Raw genomic sequence first — 16,785 nt, forward strand, 5'->3', positions numbered from 1 at the left:
GTAACTCCGTCTTGGAGAAATTTTTTCAAGAGTGTTAACTAAATAAAGAGTGTCACACCGCACAGGCGTAACACTCCTTACTTAGAGCATTTTGCTTTTGAAATTATTCAATTTCAAAAGCGGCGCTGCCATCATTTCCCCGCAAGCGGGACAAGCGCCTGAAAAGCGTGGTTTTCAGGCTCATTGCTTCAGCCGTTGCGACGAAGGAAGCTACGGATGAAGACAGCAACTGGTTACTGCGACAACCAGCCAACGCAACCGCTGTCGCTATCCGTAAGCAAGCAAAGCTTGCTAATGGCTACCGCCGGCGCGGGCGTCCGCTCCCGCGACCGCCAGAGCGGTTCCGTTTTCAACAGCAAACCGCTCTAGTAACTTCTTTTCACTATATCTTTACATCTTTACATTTGCAATGCTCTCACGCCGCTTATTCTCCGGTTTTGCTCTTCTGATATTCGGCAATCACTTTCTCGGCCACCGGTTGCGGCGCTTCCTCATATTGCGCGAATTCCATGGTGAAAAAGCCCTGGCCGCCGGTCATGGAACGCAGATCCGGCGCGTAGCGCAGCACTTCGCTCATGGGCACATGCGCCTTGATTTCCGTGATGCCGCCCTGGGAATCCGAACCCAGCACCTTGCCCCGGCGCGAGGAAAGATCGCCGATGACGTCACCCATGCTCTCATCCGGTATGGACACGGTCAGCAGCACAATGGGCTCCAGGAGCACGGGCTTGAGACTTTCCATGGCCTTTTTGAAAGCCAGAGAGCCGGCCACCTTGAAAGCCATTTCCGAGGAGTCCACCGTGTGATAGCTGCCGTCATAGACTCTGACCCGGAAATCCACCACCTGGCAGCCCGCCAGAAAGCCGCGCGCCGCCGCTTCCTGAACGCCCTTGTCAATGGCAGGGATATATTGCCGCGGGATCACGCCGCCCACGATGGCGTCCTCAAAAACATAGCCTGAGCCGCGCGGCAGACCTTCCATTTCGATCCAGCAGTCTCCGAACTGTCCGCGCCCGCCGGATTGCTTTTTGTGGCGGCCCTGAACCTGGCACTTGCCGCGCACGGTCTCGCGGTAGGGCACTTTGGGGGTTTTGAGCACAATGTCGATCTTGAAGCGGCGCCTGGCCTTTTCCACCGAGAGCTCAATATGCAGCTGGCCCATGCCGGAGAGCAGGATGTCGCCGTTTTCTTCGTCGCGGGCCAGTTTGAGCGTGATATCCTCATCCAGCAGGCGCTGGATGGCGGAGTAAACCTTGTCTTCCTCGCCCTTTTCCCTGGGGGCCAGGGCATAGGTGATCAGTTGCGGCGGCAGCTCGGGCATGGGCAGGACAAAGGGGGCTTTTTCGTCGCAGAGCGTGTCGCCGGTGCGGGTATTTTTGAGCTTGGCCACTGCCACCAGGGCGCCGGGGCCGGCCGGCTCCTTGCAGGGGGTCTGATTTTTACCCACCAGATACAGCAGGCTGCCCAGGCGTTCATTGTCCTCGCTGCGCATGTTCCTGAGCGTGACGTCGCCGTTGACCGTGCCGGAGAGCACCCGCAGGATGGAAAGTTGCCCGGCAAAAGGATCGGACAGGGTCTTGAATACAAAGCAGGCCACCGGCCCGTCGGGGTCAGGCGCGCGCTCCCCGCCCGACGCGCCCGCAAAGGGCGGCCGATCCAGCGGGGAGGGCAGCAGAGCTTCCACCGCGTCCAGAACTGCCTTGCCGCCCTTGTTTTCCAGCGCGGCGCAGGTCAGCACCGGCGTCAGCTCGCCGCGGAGCACGCCCGCGCGCAGGCCGGACTGAAGCTCTTGCAGAGAAAGGCTGCCTTCCTCCAGGTATTTTTCCATGAGGGCTTCATCGCTCTCCGCGATATTTTCCACGGTCACGTCGTGGAGCAGGCTCACGTCGTCAGCCAGTTCCGCCGGGATTTCCGCCTCGCTGGTCGCGCCGTCGGCCTCGAAGATCCTGGCCTTGCCCGCCAGCACGTCCACCACGCCCACAAAGGCGTCGCCCTTGCGGATCGGCAGTTGCAGGGCCACGGGCTTTACGCCCAGGGCGGCCAGACCGTCGAAAGCCATATGAAAATCGGCCCGGTCGCGATCCAGCTTGTTGATCACAATGATCGACGGCAGCTTTTCCGCGCGCGTCAGGTTCCAGAATTTTTTGGTCAGCGGTCGCACGCCGTCCACGGCGTCCAGCACGAAAATCACGCTGTCCACGCCTTTGAGCAGGCATTCCATGTCGCCGGTAAAGTTGCCGTCGCCCGGAATATCCAGGAGAAAATGACGATTCTTGTTCCAGAGATAGGTAGCGCAGGCAGGTTGCACCGAGCCGCGCCGGCGCACTTCTTCGGGCTCGTAGTCAAGGCTGGTGGTGCCTTCTTCGATGGCGCCCATGCGCGTGATCGCCCCGGCGTTGAAGAGCAGCATTTCAGCCAGCGAGGTTTTCCCGCAGCCGCCGGTGCCGACAAGGGCGAAGGTACGTTGCATTTCCAGAGGGGTGGGCATGGTTTTCTCCCTTCGGGCATGCTGCCGCTCCGGTCTTCTGGCGCGGGCCTGCGTGAACGTCGCTTTTTATTCCGGCTATGAACCGGGAAAGTCCATTTTTTGCATAAAAAGCGTTGTATCCTTGCCTGCGTCAAAAATCCTCGAAGCGTCAACACACCCGGTAAGCGATATGGCGGGCGCAGAAACAAGCGCAAGCCGGGTGAACGGAACCAGGGAAGAAGCGCGGAGAGGCCGCGGTCGCCGGTTTGAAGAGCCGGTCGGACACGCGCGCATTACTTGTTGATCAGGATACAGGCTTGGCGGCAAAAAGGGAAGAGGTCAGATCGCGCGCCGCAGGACAGATGCATCTAAATATTATGTGCAATAATTTTGCTATGTTATCAGAATTACTGGGAAGAGCCGCTGCGGCGGCGTCAGAGTCGTCTGCGCGCAGCGCATTGCTGAAGACAACATGCATCGCCGCGCTCAGCTTGCGCGAAGCTTACGGCGCGGGTCGTTTGCCTGCGTCTGATCAGGCGCGCGGGTTGCGGATTCTCGGCAAAGTGCTTGACAATCTGTGGCGCAGCCCTGAAATTCTACCTTGGGCACGACTGCCTGGAGGCATTGGCTATGATTCTGGAATGGGCTGCCGCGGGCGCGGCGATTCTGGCGGGCTTTTTTTTCTGTTTTCGCTTGATGAAACGCGGGCTTACCACGCTGGACGAGGATCGCGCCGGCTATTACGCGCGCATTCGCGCCGCTGAGGAGCAACTCCGTGAGGACAACAAAAATATTTCTTTAAGCGAACATCTCTATATAGCCCGCGCGGGCCTTGAGGATTTGCTGCGCCTGGCGGGCAACCCCCCCGGCTTTTCGCTCTCCGGCCAGGGTCAGACGTTCTTTCTGCATACGCCCCACGGGCCGTGGCGCATTGCGCTGAGCATGCGCGAGCGTACCCTGCGCGGCACGCGCAAAGTTGTGCACGGCCGCAGCTGCTGGCAGTTGAGCGGTTTCGGCCTGGACGAGCATTTCGACGATCTGGCTTCCCTGATGTGCAGCCTTAACGCCCACCTGCGGGGCGACGCGGGCGTTCCCCCGGAGCCGCCGCAGTTTGCCCGTCGCATTTCGCAGTAGAGCGTGTTGGCACTATCCTGCGCATTCTCAACTATTTTAGAGCATTTTCACTTTGAAAATGCTCTGCTGACGCGAAAGCGGCAGCCGCCGCAACGCGGCGTACATTCAGGCGAAAACCGCGTTTTTCGCCTGAATGCCACTTTTGACTTTCATAAAAAGTCAAAGGTAATCTGCTCTAGAGCGGTTAGCTAATCTCATTAGCAAAACGCTCTAGCCTGCCGCCTTGCTGCAGAGCTCTTTGAACCAGTCCGGCACGGGCATGGGCTTTCCTTCGGCATTGACCAGCGCGTGCTGGGTCATGCCCGTGGCTAAAAGGCGCGTCTTGTCCTCGTTCCATATCTCATATACAAAACGCAGTGAGGCCCGGCTCCATTGGCTGATGCCCGCGCGCACCTGCACGAGGTCGTCGTAATGCGCGGGCGCGCGGTAACGGCACTGGGCCTCGCGCACGGGCAGGATAATGCCTTTTTTTTCCACCTCCGCGTAGCTCATGCCGCAATGGCGGATATAGGCGCTGCGCGCCCGTTCAAACAAATGCAGATATTCGGCATAATATAAGACCCCCATAGTGTCCGTTTCACCGTAGGACACGCGATGAGGCATCCAGACATCAAGGATGGGAAAGTCGTCATGCACGGGCAAGCTCCTTTTTTCGACACGCGCCACAGCGCGCAAACATTGCATGAAAACCGCAAGGGCGGGTTGCGCCCGCTCTTGGCCCTGCTTTTGCTGGCCAGCATCGGGCTTTTTGCCTGCGCCAAAAAAGTCCCGACGCCGGAACCTCTGCTGCCGCCGGGCCCGGCCGTGGGCATGGAAAGCCCCGAATTTTTCGTCAGCCGCCTCCTTCCCCGCAACCAGGATTTGACCACCTGGAAGGACATGGCCCCTACCGTGCGCAAGTCTTTGCGCTATGTCAACAGCAAGCCGCAAAAGGCCGTGGCCGTGAAACGACCGGGCCTGACCCTGACCTGGGGGGATATGGCCCGCACGCTCACCCGCCTGCAAGAGCTTTTGCCCAGGCTGGACGCTGAGCCGCAGCTTTTTTTGAGCAATTTTCGCTGGGTGGAGGTGCCCGGCGGGATCAATTATTCGGGCTACTATGAGCCCATGATCCGCGCGAGCCGCACTCGCAAGCCGGGCTATACGCAGGCCGTTTACGGCCTGCCGCCGGATCTGAAACGGGTGCGCGCCCGGCGCGGCCGCTATTATGACCGGCGGACTATTGAGGAAAAGCAGGTGCTGGCCAATCGCGGCCTGGAACTGGCCTGGGCCGCGGACCCGGTGGATGTCTTCTTTCTTGAAATCCAGGGCTCGGGCCGTTTGATTTTTGACGACGGCACCCAGGCCTATGTCAACTACGCCGGGCAGAACGGCCATAAATACAAAAGCTCGGGCCGGATCATGCGCGAAAAGGGCCTGCTGCGGCGCGGCGACATCTTTGAGCAGCGGGAATGGTTCAAAAATAATCCGGAGCGGGTGCGCGAGATACTCAACGAAAATCCGAGTTATGTGTTTTTCAGGTTCGGCGGGCGCGGTCCCACTGGCGCCATGGGGCACAAAGTGGACGGCTGGCTCTCCCTGGCCGTGGATCGCAAGTACATTCCCCTGGGCGCGGTGCTGGCCTACGGAGTCAATGTGCCGGACGAAAAGCACGGCAGCCTGCCGCTGCGCGGCATCGGTTTTGCGCAGGACGTGGGCGGGGCCATCAAGGGCAAACGCGTCGACATTTTCTGCGGCGGGGACGAGCGGGCCAATTATGTGGCCAGCCATCTGGACGCCAGGGGCCCGGCCTGGGTGCTGGTGGCCAGGGTCAGCCCTCAGTAAACCACCTGCTGCAAGGCCGCGCCCTTGCGGGGGCATGCCGATGCCAGTTGGGGATGCACCGAAGGCCTGAATTGACATCCTCCCCCGACTTTAGTATTCCCCACGCGCGTGGGATGAATCGGCACGAAAGAAACAGCGCCGGAGAGATCCGGGCCAGTCCCTGCCAGGCGGGGGTGAACGAAGCGTGCCGGCAGTGCTCAGGCGGTGGCCCGTCAAGGCTTTGTGAAACCTGAAGTGGATGGGAATCTGATGAGCACCAAGGAACCGCCGGAAAGCACGCCCAGGCCATCTCCGCAATGCCGACAAGAGAAAGATGAGGCGCGGCGGATCAGAATTCTGGATGCGGCTCTGGAAGAATTCAGCAACAAGGGCTTTGCGGCTGCCCGCGTTGAGGATATCGCCCAGCGCGCCAGGGTTTCCAAGGGGGCTATTTATCTTTATTTTTCCGATAAAAAAGCCCTGTTCCAGGGCGTGCTGGAAGCCGCCTTCGTGCCTTTTCTCCGCCGCAATGAGCATATCCTGCGGGATGCGTCCTTGGATCTGCGCCAGAAGCTGCTGCGGATGTATGCGCCCCTGACCGGGGCCGACGCCTGCTCTCCCTTGCGGCGCAGCGTCTGCCTGGCTTTCAGTGAGGGCTTGCATGATCCCGAGCTGATGGAAGGATTTTACCAGGCCTTCCTTGCGCCTTACAGGGCCCGCCTGCAGGAGGAATTGTTGCCTGCCGCGCAAGCGCCCAACGTGCGCGACGCCCTGGCCCGCTTTCCTGAACTTTTGGTGGGGCCGCTGCTCTTCGGCGTCATCCATACGGAACTTGTCCGCAGTCAACCGCCCCTGGACCTTGAAGGCCTGTTCGCCGCCTATCTGCAAATCCTTTTTCCGCAGCCGCCGTCCGGCTAAAGCATTTTCAAAGAGAAAATGCTCTAAAGCCGATTTTTGCCCAAGGGCTGTGAAGCAGGCGGGCGCGGGAGCCTTGCCGTGACAGTGCGCCGGACACGTTGCGGCTTTTGCCGAGCGCAGCGCGCCGCAGGGCATCCGGGCTTGAGCCGCGCGCGTTCCGGGTATATAGCAGAGAAATTACGTTTTCGACCGGGCGCGCCGCTCTTGGGCGCGCCGTGGGAGCGGCCTTTACCAGCCAAGGACATCAGGAATGCATGAGCACAGCCAGTATTTGAAGCGTATCCTCTTGAGCCGCGTGTACGACGTGGCCGTGGAAACCCCTTTGGACGAAGCCGTGAGCCTTTCGCGGCGTCTGGGCAACAAAGTGTTGCTCAAGCGCGAGGACTTGCAGCCGGTTTTTTCCTTCAAGCTGCGCGGCGCGTACAACAAAATGGCGCGTCTGACGCCCGAGGAGTTGCGCCGTGGGGTCATCGCGGCCTCGGCGGGCAACCATGCCCAGGGGGTCGCGCTCTCGGCCAGGCGCCTGGGCTGCGAGGCCACCATTGTCATGCCGGTGACGACCCCGGCCATCAAAATTGCCGCCGTGCGGCGGCTGGGCGGGCAGGTGGTGCTTTTTGGCGAATCTTTCAGCGACGCCTGGCTGCACACGCAGGATTTGATCCGGCAGAGCGGCTGCATTTTTATTCCGCCTTTTGAAGATCCGGACGTGATTGCCGGGCAGGGCACCATCGGCATGGAGATTCTGCGTCAGCATCCCGGCGAGATCCACGCGGTCTTTGTGCCCATCGGCGGCGGCGGCCTGGCCGCGGGCGTGGCCGCCTACATCAAGCACCTGCGGCCGGAGATCCGGGTCATTGGCGTGGAGCCGGTGGATTCCGACGCCATGCGCCGTTCGATTATGGCCGGCTATCCGGTGGAATTGAGTGACGTGGGCCTGTTCGCCGACGGCGTGGCCGTGAAGGTGGTGGGCGAGGAAACGTTCGCGCTGTGCCGCGATCTGCTGGATGATATCATCACCGTGGACACGGACGCCATCTGCGGGGCCATCAAGGATATTTTCGAGGATACCCGCGTGGTGGCCGAACCCGCCGGGGCGCTCTCCCTGGCCGGGCTGCGCGCCTATGTGGCCGCCGGAGGGGCCACGGGAATCCGCGACGCCACCCTGGTGGCCATCGTCAGCGGCGCGAACATGAATTTCGACCGCCTGAGCCATGTGGTGGACCGCTCGGAAATCGGCGCGGAGCGCGAGGCTTTGCTGGCTGTGACCATACCGGAAAAAGTGGGCAGCTTCCGCCGGCTCTGCACGGCCATCGGCAAGCGCAACATAACCGAGCTCTGCACCCGTTTTTCGGACCCGGAAGTGGCCAGGGTGCTGGTGGGCATCAAGATCAACGGGCGCGAGGAAGTGGCCGAGGTGCTGGCCGAGTTGCAGTCGCACGGGCTTGGGGCCTGCGATCTCACGGATAACGAGCTGGCCAAGACGCATCTGCGCCATCTGGTCGGCGGCAATGCCCCGCAGCTCCGCAACGAGCGGCTGATCCGCTTTACCTTTCCGGAACGGCCGGGCGCGCTTCTGGATTTCATGGACGCCATGCGCGTGGATCTCAGCATCACGCTTTTTCAATACCGGTACCACGGCGCGGACTTTGGCAGGGTGTTGGTGGGCTTCGAGGTCCCGGACGGCCAGCGCGAGGCTTTTGAAGACTTTCTGGCGCGCGTGGAGCGCATGGGCTACCCGCATGTGGAGGAGTCGGATAATCCGGCCTACAAGCTTTTCCTGGGCTGGCACGATGCGCAGTAGAGCGTTGAGAGCATTTTCAAAGGGAAAATGCTCTCAAGACTGTTCACATTAGACATATAAATAAAAGGTCATCTATGGTAACCAAGAAAGCAGCTTCTGCCAACAATACCTGTATCCGCCTTCGCGTCGAATTACTTACTGGTGCGGGGTATGAATTTGAAGATAACTATATTGTTCGCGTCATTGATATGCGGTCAAAACATACCCTTGATAAGTTACACGAGGCACTCTTCAAAGCCTTTGATCGCTATGACAACCATCTGTATGAATTCTCCTTCGGAGCGGATCAGCCTTACGATGAGAACGCCGTGCGCTATGGCGTAGCGATGAATGACAATGATTTGCCATCCCCCGATAAAAACAAGCTTCGTAACGCGTCCAAGACCTCTTTGGCATCCTTGGAGCTTAAGCCTGGCGACGTATTTTACTACCTCTTCGATTTTGGAGATGACTGGTGGCATCGAATCACTGTTGAAAATGTAGATATGCCCGCGAAAACTGGTCGCCGTTACCCGTTGCTCATAGAAAAGCACGGAGAAAGCCCTGACCAGTATGAAGATTTCGATGAGGAAAAATAGCCGGTCACGGTATCACCGTTCACAGTTAGAGCGTTTTGCTCATGAAATTAGAGCAATTTCAAAGTGAAAATGCTCTAGCAAAACGCTCTGGATGCGTCAGCCCTGCGGGCAAAGACGTTCCAGGCCGCGTTTACCTGCCGAGCAGCTCCCTGGCGTCAGGCTGCAATCCTTTGAGGCTGGCAATGATTTTGTCGGCGCCCAGATTGTGCGGATCTTGCGCAATGATGATCAGAATCCGCTCGGGTGTGGCCGTTACATAATTGTTAGCCCGAGCCTTGAAGGATTGGCTGCGGGGTTCCCCGGCAAAACGCCAGAAATTGCCTTGCTTGCGCGGTTCGGAAGCATCGCTCTGCAACTCCGCCATCTTTTTGGCAAAGTTTTCCGCGCTGTCTTTGGGGAGATTGGGCAGCAGAAAAATGCTTACCTGGGCCAGGAACTTTTCACCGGCTTCATCGCGTTTGCCCAGCACCAGCATGTATTCGTCGTCCCGCCCGACGCTGAAGGCCGTTTGCTCCTCGCCGGTCCAGCCCTGGGGCAGATCCACGCTGAATTTGCTGAAGGCGCGATTTTCAGCCGGAACCTCGGCCGCGCAGCAAAGCAAAATTAGAGAAGAAAACAAGAGAAGACGCACCATAAACGACCTCGTGGAGTTGCGCAGCGACCGCACTGCGGTCGAGCCTGGAGAGAAGTTAACCACGTTGCGCTTGAATGTGGGCCGCAAGCCTTTTTGCATCAGGTTTTCGGCAGTCAGTAAAGCGCGCCAATGACGCATTTATCCGCTAGAGTATATTGCCTTGCATAACAAATACAGCATAACAACAGTAGCTCCAGAGAGCAAGTGCATCCTGTTTCTTTTATCCGGCGAAAGGCTCGCAGGATATGAATATTTTTGCCAGAGGCATTGCATGATCCGAAAAAAAGGAAGCACTGCCCGCGGCTGAGCAGATCGAAACGGGCCGCTGAGCCAGTTGGCCCTTGCGGTGAGGCTCGCCCCTGCTGCGGGTCACGCGCGCCTGCTTGCCGCATGCGGGGAGCCGCGCCATACCATCCGGGGACGCAGACCAGAAGCAGATATGCGCCCAGGAGTCAGGAGCGTGGTTCTGCCGCTTTTGAGAGGCGCGCGCCCCGCTGCCCGCGCAGAGCCTGAACATCGGCCCGGACAAAGATTGGCTGATTTTCCCAACGTGAAAGAGCCGCAAGAATCTGGCGATCCAGCCGCTTCTTATAGCCGGGCAAAGGGCGTTGCCTGCGCTCGCGGGCCAGAGAATGATGCACGGCCAGCAGGTTTTCCCTGGCAAAGCGCAGAATAGTGCCGTGCGTGTCGCCCGCGGCCAAGGGCTTGAGGCTCAGGCGGCAAACCCAGGCAAGGCAGGAGTTGCGCGCGCTCAGGGCTGTAAAATCCTCAAAGAGGATCTCCTGCCGGAATGCTTCCCAGTTGATGAAAAAACGCTGCAAGAAGCGTTGCTGGCGGTCCGGATCCGACGGACTCCAGCGGGCCAGACAATAGGCCCTGATTGTTTTGACATAGGGCGGTTCGGCGGGGTCGGCGTGCTGCAGCAGCCAGGCCCGCAAGGGGCCGGGACTGGTCAGGCGCGCTCCGTAAAGCATGGCTGTGGCGCGGACGTTCGGGTCCGGGTCGGCAAAGAGGGGTTTCAGGGCCTGGGCCATCCGCTGGGCGCAGAAAGGCAACGGCCGCCCGGGTTCCGCGCGCCCAGGGGCTTGCGCGGCCCGCCATTTGGCCCTGGCCTGCGAGGCATAGTCGGGCGCGTTGACGCGGGCCAGTCGCTGAAGGACTGTGAGCGCGAGACTGTCGTCGTAACGGCAGAGCGCACGCTCCCAGTTGAGCAGGCGGGTCAGCTCCCGGGGCGTGCCGGGAAAGGTGCGCACAAATTCCCTGTTCAGATCCGGAAATGCCGCTTCGCCGTTCCAGGCGATGATCGCGGCCAGCTTGAGCAGGCGCGCCTCGACCGGGTCGCTGGGGCGCAGACTGCGCAGCGCGGCCTCCGCCTTGGGCGCATAGGCCATATCGCGAGCCAGGAGCAGCGCGCCCACGCTGACGGCGGGATCAGGGGAACGGCTCAATTCCAGCAGATCTTCACAACCCCAGGCGTTGGCCGCCGCATAGATTTTTTCCGCAGCGCGGATTTGCCGGGTGGGCTCCAGCGCGCGCAGGCAGCGGCGCGCCTTGTGCCGCACAGGACGGTCCTGCGCCCGGGACAGGCCCAGGAGCCAATCCAGGAGCGCGCTTTCGCCCTCCGCGCCGGGCGCGCTCTGCGCAAGGCGCAGCACAGCGGCAAAAGCATCGGGATCGGTGGGAAAGGCAGCGATAAAGGCCAGTTGTGCGGCGGCGTTGTCCGGTTCAGCGCGGGCCGGGCCGTATGCCGCGGCAAGGCGGCTCCAGATCGCCGCCTCCCGCAGGCCGGGAATGCTTTCCGCCTGCGGGCCGGGCGCAATGCCGCGCGCGCTTGCAGGCGGCCAGAGCAGGCAGCAGGCTGTCCAGCAGAAAAGGATCAGGGGCAGTGGAAGCGAAACATGCATGCCGTCAACCGGGGAACGCAAAATTCCGGATAAAAGGATAACTCGCCCGCGCCAGCAGGAGGAACAGGCCCAGGAATATGAGAGTGTTGTGGCGCAGGGGCCGGGGCAGGGCGAAGAGCGCGCTCCAGCAGGCTACTGCCGCGGTGAGCAGCGCCAGGGGAGGGATCTGCGGCCCAAGCCAGCCCGGCAGGCCGTTCCCGCGCAATGCAAAGCCGATGACCAGACCCCAGCGGTCCAGGCAAAAAGGAATATAGCCGATCATGGCCCAAAGCGCGCACCAGCGCGCCGCCCGTTGCGCGTCCTGCGCGTCTCGGGCGTCCGGGCCGCCCGGCATGGAGGGCCGCGCAACGGCCAGGAAAAACAGCGCCAGGGCCCCGGCAGGCGCAAAGGCCATGAAATAATTGTGCAGCGCATTGGAAAAGACGGCGAAAAAAACCGCCTGCGCGGTCAGGCCCGCGGGCAAACCGGCAAAGGGCCAGTTCTGCGTCACATAACTTGCAAAAAAGCAGCCTGCTGCCAGCAGACTGAGTTGCAGTCTGCCCCTGACAGCGGCCGTGGCGTAGCGATCCTCCTCCGCGTTTCGCCGTAGTGGCGGCAGGGGCGCGCGGGCGCAGGCGCGCTTGAGCAGCCAGGCGCAGAAAAGGCCTGCCAGCCAGACAAGGGCGGTCAGCGTGATGGGCAGCATGGCGGGAGCCAGAGGCGAGACGGGCATGGGGGCAGTGTTCACGCCGCGCAGCGTGTACAGAAGCGTCAGATAGCTGCCGCCCATTGCCGGCAGCCCCAGCCAGGCCAGAGCGTAGCCCAGGCGGGCCAGCCGCGCGGCGCCGAATGCGCAGAGCCGGGCCTGCCCGCGCCGCCCGATCAGCAGCGTCAGGGCCGTAATCAGCGGCAGCGTGGACGCGGCGCAGGTTCCGACGCCCAGCAGGGCATGGCACCAGCGCCAGAGGTCAAGCCAAAACGGAAGATCTTGCATGCCGCTTTGTATCCTGTGACAGAACCGACTGCAAGGTGTGCGGGCCGGGAAGCCGGGGCAGACGCACAAGATGCGGCAGCCCTGCCGTCTTTCGCTTGCGGCCTTGCCCATTCACAGGCTTTTGCATATAGTCAGTGGCCGGTTTTTTGCCCAAAGGACAAGCGCATGTCGTTATATACCGTAGCGTTGCTGGCTATAGCCCTGTCAATGGACGCCTTTGCCGTGGCCGTGGCCTCGGGCTGCTCCCTGCGCTCGCCACAGCCGCGGCAGTACCTTCGGCTTTCGGTCGCCTTCGGTTTTTTTCAGTTTTCCATGCCGGTTCTGGGCTGGTATCTGGGCCAATCCGTGCGCGGCTACATGGAGGCCTGGGATCACTGGATCGCTTTCGGCCTGCTGGCCTGGGTCGGCGGCGCCATGCTGCGCTCGGCAGTTGCCGCGCTGAAAAAGCGGGAAACATCCTGCCCCGCGGTGGACCCCACCGCAGGCCGCAATCTTTGGCTCTTGAGTCTGGCCACGAGCATTGACGCTCTGGCCGTGGGGCTCTCCTTTGCCATTTTGCAGCAGGCCATTTGGGGCCCGGCGGCGCTGATCGGCATAATTTGCGCCGCAATCACGGCCTGCGGCGTATTTCTGGGAAAAGCCCTGGCCCGGCTTTGCGCCTTGAGCGGCTGGGCCGAGCTGCTCGGCGGCCTGACCCTGCTGGGCATTGCCGGCAATATTTTACGGGAGCACCATGTTTTCGGCTGAGGCTCAGGCCGCGGGCAATATCTTCTCGACGGATCACTTTTTGACTGAGGGCACTGCAACCATCAAGGAGAAATCATGTCTACCATCAGCGCCACATATGCGGGCAATCTGCGCGTGGAGTCCGTGCACAATCAAAGCGGCTCCAAACTCGTCACCGACGCTCCGACCGACAATCACGGCAAGGGCGAGGCCTTTTCGCCCACGGATCTTTGCGCCGCGGCCCTGGGCGCCTGCGCCATGACCATCATCGGGCTCTATGCCGAAAAGCACAACGTGGACGTCACGGGCGCGCAAATGGAGATCACCAAGACCATGAGCGCGGACCCGCGCCGGATCGGCAAGCTGGAAGTGATTTTCAACATGCCGGACAGGCCCTATACCGAACAGCAGAAGGCAAGCATCGAACGCGCGGCGCGTACCTGCCCTGTGCATTTGAGCCTGCATCCGGACATGGAGCAGGTCTTTATCTTCAATTGGAAACAATAAATAACGTCCGCAGGACGATCTTTTGACGCCGTTGACGGCGTGCCTGTCGCCTGTTTTTTCCGGGCGCGGGCGCGCCGGCCTTGGGGCAGGCCAGAAGCGGACAGCCCTGGAGCAAGTTCAACGGGGAACTGCTCCAGGGCGTAGTGAAACGTATCAGAAAAAGCCTTGTTTTTCCTCACGCCTGTTTTTGGTTCTGCGCGACATTCTCCCCGGCGATGACGCCTTTTTGCAGCAGGGTCTCAAAATCATCCCGGGGCATGGGCCTGGCGTAATGAAAGCCTTGCGCGCTGGTGCACCCGAGCTGCATAAGTGTGGCGGCCTGGGCTTTGTTTTCCACGCCTTCGCAAATGACCGCCATGCCCAGTTGGGTGGCGAGCTGGATGACATTGCCGAGCACGATCCGCTCGCGTTCGCCGAGCGTGTCGCTTTGCACGAAACTGCGATCCAGCTTGAGCACGTCCGCCATAAGCCGCTGCAACTGGCCCAGCGAGGAATAGCCGGAACCGAAGTCGTCAATGGCAATCATAAAACCGCGATTCTTGAGCTGCACGAGCTGCTTGCAGACAGCATCGGGATTATGAATGAGCGAACTCTCTGTGATTTCCACTTCCAGGCAGGCGTGCGGCACGTTGTAACGGTCGGCAATGGCCTCAAGCCGGTCGGGAAAGTCCGGCTTGGTAAAGTGCAGGCTGGAAAAGTTGCAGGAAATGGGCAGTCTGGGCAGACTGCGTTCCTGCCAGGCGCGCAACGCCTTGCAGGCCTGCTCGAAGATATGCAGATCAATTTTCGTCACCGAGCCGTTGCTCTCGAAAAACGGCATGAAGCTGCCCGGCATGAGCAGGCCGCGCGTGGGATGTCGCCAGCGCACCAGAGCTTCGCTGCCGATGATTTTTCCCGACGGCATGTCCACTTTGGGCTGGAACCAGGCTTCCAGCTCCCCGCGCTCCAGAGCCATATCCAATTGCCCGTTGAGTTCGCGCTGGAGCAGGGCGTTTTGCCGCATATCCTCGTCATACAGCACAAGAGCGTTCTTGCCGCGTTGCAGCTTGGCGTTTCTTCGCGCGTAATTGGCCAGATCAAGCATCAGATGGCTGCTGTGCTTTTCCAGGGGATTCACCAGATAGACGCCGAAAACCGTATTGATTCTGTACGGCATGCCCTGAGAGCGCCGCCAGTTGTCCAGCTCCTTGTCAATGCTCTCGATGCGCGCCGCCAGATTGTCCCAATCCGTATAGCGCAGCAAAAGAATGAAATGATCCGCCGAGACGCGCGCGCAGAGCTCGCCTTCGCCCACCGCCTCGCTCATGATATGGCCATAGGCGCGCAGAAGTTGATCGCCCATGGTAAAGCCGAAGCTGTCGTTGATGATTTTGAACTGGCTGATGTCGCCGTAGAGCAGAGCGTAGCCCTTGTTATGGGCTTTGGCCAGAAGCGTTTCGGACTCCATGCAGAACTTGTCCATATTGTCGAGCCCGGTCAGACTGTCCCGGTACAAAAGGGCTTGAATCCGCCGGTTGCTTCTGGACTTGATGTACAGATTGTAGAGCAGCAGCAGAATGATCGATCCGAACACGGCCACAAGGCCGCTGAAGATCTTGACGGGATGCTCGGCCACAAATTCTCTCAGGCTGAGACTGCGGGGCCTGATGGTATTTTTCAGCACCAGATCGTCCATGACTTCGGTGGAAATATACTGAACGCTTTTATCCAGAATGGTGAACAGGCGGGGGTCGGCATGGCGCGAGACGCCGATGCGCAACGGGCTGGTGTATTTGCCCAGGGGAGTCGTATCAAGGTTGGCGTAACGCGGATTGGTACGCAGATAGTTGACGACATGGGCATTGCCGTAGGTCGCGTCGGCCTTGCCCTGCAACACGGCCTCCATGCAGGCAGCCGTGGAATCGTAATACAGGATGCGCTTGTCGGCATTTTCCTCGGCAACTTTTTTGGACAGCCAGCCCGGTCGCAGGGCAATGGTGTCGATTTCGTCTTTCTGCCGCGTGCGGACCACCATGGCGGGCGTGCGCAAATACTCGACGGTGCCGTTGAGCTTATAGTACTCGTTCCAGAGGTAATCGCCTGCCAGCGCGCAGATCACGTCGATTTTGCCCCTGGAGGCCAGTTCCAGGGCTTCCTGCTGCGGCAGCGGGATAAATTCGAAAACCAGGCCGGTGTATTCGGTAATCTGCTGGAATAAATCCGCCACCACACCTGAAAACCTGCCGCTCTTGGAATCCTTATAGCCCAGGGGCCTCCAGGTGGGATCATAGGCGGCTTTGATAACGTTTTTCCGGCGGATGAATTTTTGCTCATTGTCGGTAAAAACAGGCTTTTGGCGCGCGCTGAACGAGAAATACTTGTCATACAGGCGCATGGCATAATAGGGGTCGCGCAAGGTCATGATGTTCATGGCCTTGTTGACGCGGGCCAGGAGATCCGGCCTGTTTTGGGCCACCGCGATATATACGGGCTCCGGGGAAAACTGGGCAACGCCGCGGAAAAAGCTGTTGCGCCCCGGATAGGTGGTGGCCACCCCGTCCAGCGTTTTGTCCTCCAGGGCTTTGAACAGCGGAGCGGTTCCCGTGTAAGGGATGATCGTCAGGTCAATGTTGTTGTCCTGGCAGTATTTCTTGAATTTCTCGCCGGCTCTGCTGTTGGCGATGATCCCCACTTTCATGCCCCAGAACGAGTCGAAATCCTCATAGTCGTAACGCTCGTCGTTTTCCCGGACATTGAGCGTGGTGAAAATGTTGAGCATGGGCTGGTCGGAAAAAGACATCTTCTGCTCGCGCTCCGGTGTGCGGTGTACGGCGGCCAGCAGATCGATTTCGCCTTTTTCCAGCATGGCCTGGGCGTGTTGCCAGCTCCCGGCGTCCACCATGTGCAAGTTCAGGCCGCTGAATTTGGAGATCTCGTGCAGAAATTCGATATTGAAGCCTATGAACTCGCCGTCCCGATTGCGGCGCATGTAGTCCCCGTTCTCGAAATAGCCGACGCGCACTTCCATCTGCTGCGCTGGCACAGCAGGGCAGAGGCCAGGCAGGAGCGCCAGGCTCAGGCTCAAGAGCAGAGGCAAAAGGCACAGAGTCCGGAAAATCATAATCTCTCTCTCTCTCTCTCTCTCTCTCTCTCTCTCTCTCTCTCTCTCTCTCTCACGCTTTCGTCAAGTCCGGAAATCGCTTGCAGATGGCGAGAGTCACGTCATGAATTTTCATAGCAACCTCCCGCGCCTGCCAGCACAGAATGCCGGCCTGAGCCGGTATCGTCTGTGCCGCCCCAACTGGCGGGTCCGCGCCAGGCGCCGCGCTGCACGGCTGCTGTGAGTTCGGAAAACAGCTTA

The 16,785-nt window shown here is 60.2% G+C and carries 14 protein-coding genes; 8 read left to right on the forward strand and 6 right to left on the reverse strand.

The annotated features are described in order from the left end of the window. Positions 1–424 precede the first annotated feature (424 nt). Positions 425–2,488, reverse strand: a complete 2,064-nt coding sequence (locus tag G7Y52_RS07580; protein WP_165069363.1) for an elongation factor G — start codon at positions 2,486–2,488, stop codon at positions 425–427. A gap of 546 nt (positions 2,489–3,034) precedes the next feature. Between G7Y52_RS07580 and G7Y52_RS07585 the strand changes: the two genes are divergently transcribed. Beyond that, positions 3,035–3,601 (forward strand): translation initiation factor IF-2, encoded by a 567-nt coding sequence (locus tag G7Y52_RS07585; protein ID WP_241159647.1) that lies wholly within the window; start codon positions 3,035–3,037, stop codon positions 3,599–3,601. A gap of 6 nt (positions 3,602–3,607) precedes the next feature. Next, positions 3,608–3,793: a hypothetical protein gene (locus G7Y52_RS07590; protein WP_165069370.1), complete on the forward strand. Its 186-nt coding sequence runs from the start codon at positions 3,608–3,610 to the stop codon at positions 3,791–3,793. An 18-nt stretch (positions 3,794–3,811) separates the two neighbouring features. Here the strand turns inward: G7Y52_RS07590 and G7Y52_RS07595 are convergent, their stop codons facing one another. Further along, a complete protein-coding gene (locus tag G7Y52_RS07595) occupies positions 3,812–4,204 on the reverse strand; it encodes a thioesterase family protein (RefSeq protein ID WP_241159652.1) in 393 nt (130 codons plus the stop codon). Positions 4,205–4,231: 27 nt separating this feature from the next. Here G7Y52_RS07595 and G7Y52_RS07600 point away from each other — a divergent pair, with 27 nt between their 5' ends. From G7Y52_RS07600 to G7Y52_RS07615, 4 genes are all read left to right on the forward strand, one after another. Continuing rightward, positions 4,232–5,425, forward strand: coding sequence for an MltA domain-containing protein (locus G7Y52_RS07600; RefSeq protein WP_241159648.1), 1,194 nt, complete (start codon positions 4,232–4,234; stop codon positions 5,423–5,425). Positions 5,426–5,674: 249 nt separating this feature from the next. After that, positions 5,675–6,322: a TetR/AcrR family transcriptional regulator gene (locus G7Y52_RS07605; protein ID WP_165069384.1), complete on the forward strand. Its 648-nt coding sequence runs from the start codon at positions 5,675–5,677 to the stop codon at positions 6,320–6,322. A 250-nt stretch (positions 6,323–6,572) separates the two neighbouring features. Further along, a complete protein-coding gene (gene ilvA / locus G7Y52_RS07610) occupies positions 6,573–8,123 on the forward strand; it encodes a threonine ammonia-lyase, biosynthetic (RefSeq protein WP_165069389.1) in 1,551 nt (516 codons plus the stop codon). A gap of 74 nt (positions 8,124–8,197) precedes the next feature. Beyond that, positions 8,198–8,701, forward strand: a complete 504-nt coding sequence (locus G7Y52_RS07615; protein WP_165069393.1) for a plasmid pRiA4b ORF-3 family protein — start codon at positions 8,198–8,200, stop codon at positions 8,699–8,701. A gap of 130 nt (positions 8,702–8,831) precedes the next feature. Here G7Y52_RS07615 and G7Y52_RS07620 read toward each other — a convergent pair whose 3' ends face one another. From G7Y52_RS07620 to G7Y52_RS07630, 3 genes are all read right to left on the reverse strand, one after another. After that, the gene (locus tag G7Y52_RS07620; RefSeq protein ID WP_241159649.1) at positions 8,832–9,320 is read right to left on the reverse strand and encodes a protoporphyrinogen oxidase; all 489 of its coding nucleotides are present in this window, start codon (positions 9,318–9,320) and stop codon (positions 8,832–8,834) included. 467 nt (positions 9,321–9,787) lie between these two features. Continuing rightward, positions 9,788–11,239, reverse strand: coding sequence for a hypothetical protein (locus G7Y52_RS07625; RefSeq protein ID WP_165069401.1), 1,452 nt, complete (start codon positions 11,237–11,239; stop codon positions 9,788–9,790). 4 nt (positions 11,240–11,243) lie between these two features. Next, on the reverse strand, positions 11,244–12,212 hold the full coding sequence (locus G7Y52_RS07630) for a spidroin-2 (RefSeq protein ID WP_165069406.1): 969 nt from the start codon (positions 12,210–12,212) through the stop codon (positions 11,244–11,246). A 165-nt stretch (positions 12,213–12,377) separates the two neighbouring features. Between G7Y52_RS07630 and G7Y52_RS07635 the strand changes: the two genes are divergently transcribed. Next, the gene (locus tag G7Y52_RS07635; protein ID WP_165069410.1) at positions 12,378–12,959 is read left to right on the forward strand and encodes a manganese efflux pump MntP family protein; all 582 of its coding nucleotides are present in this window, start codon (positions 12,378–12,380) and stop codon (positions 12,957–12,959) included. Between the two features lie 75 nt (positions 12,960–13,034). Next, positions 13,035–13,445, forward strand: coding sequence for an OsmC family protein (locus G7Y52_RS07640; RefSeq protein WP_165069414.1), 411 nt, complete (start codon positions 13,035–13,037; stop codon positions 13,443–13,445). A 175-nt stretch (positions 13,446–13,620) separates the two neighbouring features. Here the strand turns inward: G7Y52_RS07640 and G7Y52_RS07645 are convergent, their stop codons facing one another. Beyond that, positions 13,621–16,545, reverse strand: a complete 2,925-nt coding sequence (locus G7Y52_RS07645; RefSeq protein ID WP_165069416.1) for an EAL domain-containing protein — start codon at positions 16,543–16,545, stop codon at positions 13,621–13,623. Positions 16,546–16,785: the final 240 nt, after the last annotated feature.

Origin of the sequence: Desulfovibrio sp. ZJ200 (genome assembly GCF_011039095.1) — a bacterium.
Classification (GTDB): Bacteria; Desulfobacterota; Desulfovibrionia; order Desulfovibrionales; family Desulfovibrionaceae; genus Desulfovibrio.

Bases quoted from the DNA above. Each gene is read 5' to 3' on its own strand.
- G7Y52_RS07595 (WP_241159652.1), bottom strand. From the start codon at position 4,204: ATGCCTCATCGCGTGTCCTACGGTGAAACGGACACTATGGGGGTCTTA.
- G7Y52_RS07600 (WP_241159648.1), top strand. From the start codon at position 4,232: ATGCACGGGCAAGCTCCTTTTTTCGACACGCGCCACAGCGCGCAAACA.
- G7Y52_RS07625 (WP_165069401.1), bottom strand. From the start codon at position 11,239: ATGCATGTTTCGCTTCCACTGCCCCTGATCCTTTTCTGCTGGACAGCC.
- G7Y52_RS07615 (WP_165069393.1), top strand. From the start codon at position 8,198: ATGGTAACCAAGAAAGCAGCTTCTGCCAACAATACCTGTATCCGCCTT.
- G7Y52_RS07580 (WP_165069363.1), bottom strand. From the start codon at position 2,488: ATGCCCACCCCTCTGGAAATGCAACGTACCTTCGCCCTTGTCGGCACC.
- G7Y52_RS07645 (WP_165069416.1), bottom strand. From the start codon at position 16,545: ATGATTTTCCGGACTCTGTGCCTTTTGCCTCTGCTCTTGAGCCTGAGC.
- G7Y52_RS07640 (WP_165069414.1), top strand. From the start codon at position 13,035: ATGTCTACCATCAGCGCCACATATGCGGGCAATCTGCGCGTGGAGTCC.
- G7Y52_RS07605 (WP_165069384.1), top strand. From the start codon at position 5,675: ATGAGCACCAAGGAACCGCCGGAAAGCACGCCCAGGCCATCTCCGCAA.
- G7Y52_RS07635 (WP_165069410.1), top strand. From the start codon at position 12,378: ATGTCGTTATATACCGTAGCGTTGCTGGCTATAGCCCTGTCAATGGAC.
- G7Y52_RS07630 (WP_165069406.1), bottom strand. From the start codon at position 12,212: ATGCAAGATCTTCCGTTTTGGCTTGACCTCTGGCGCTGGTGCCATGCC.
- ilvA (WP_165069389.1), top strand. From the start codon at position 6,573: ATGCATGAGCACAGCCAGTATTTGAAGCGTATCCTCTTGAGCCGCGTG.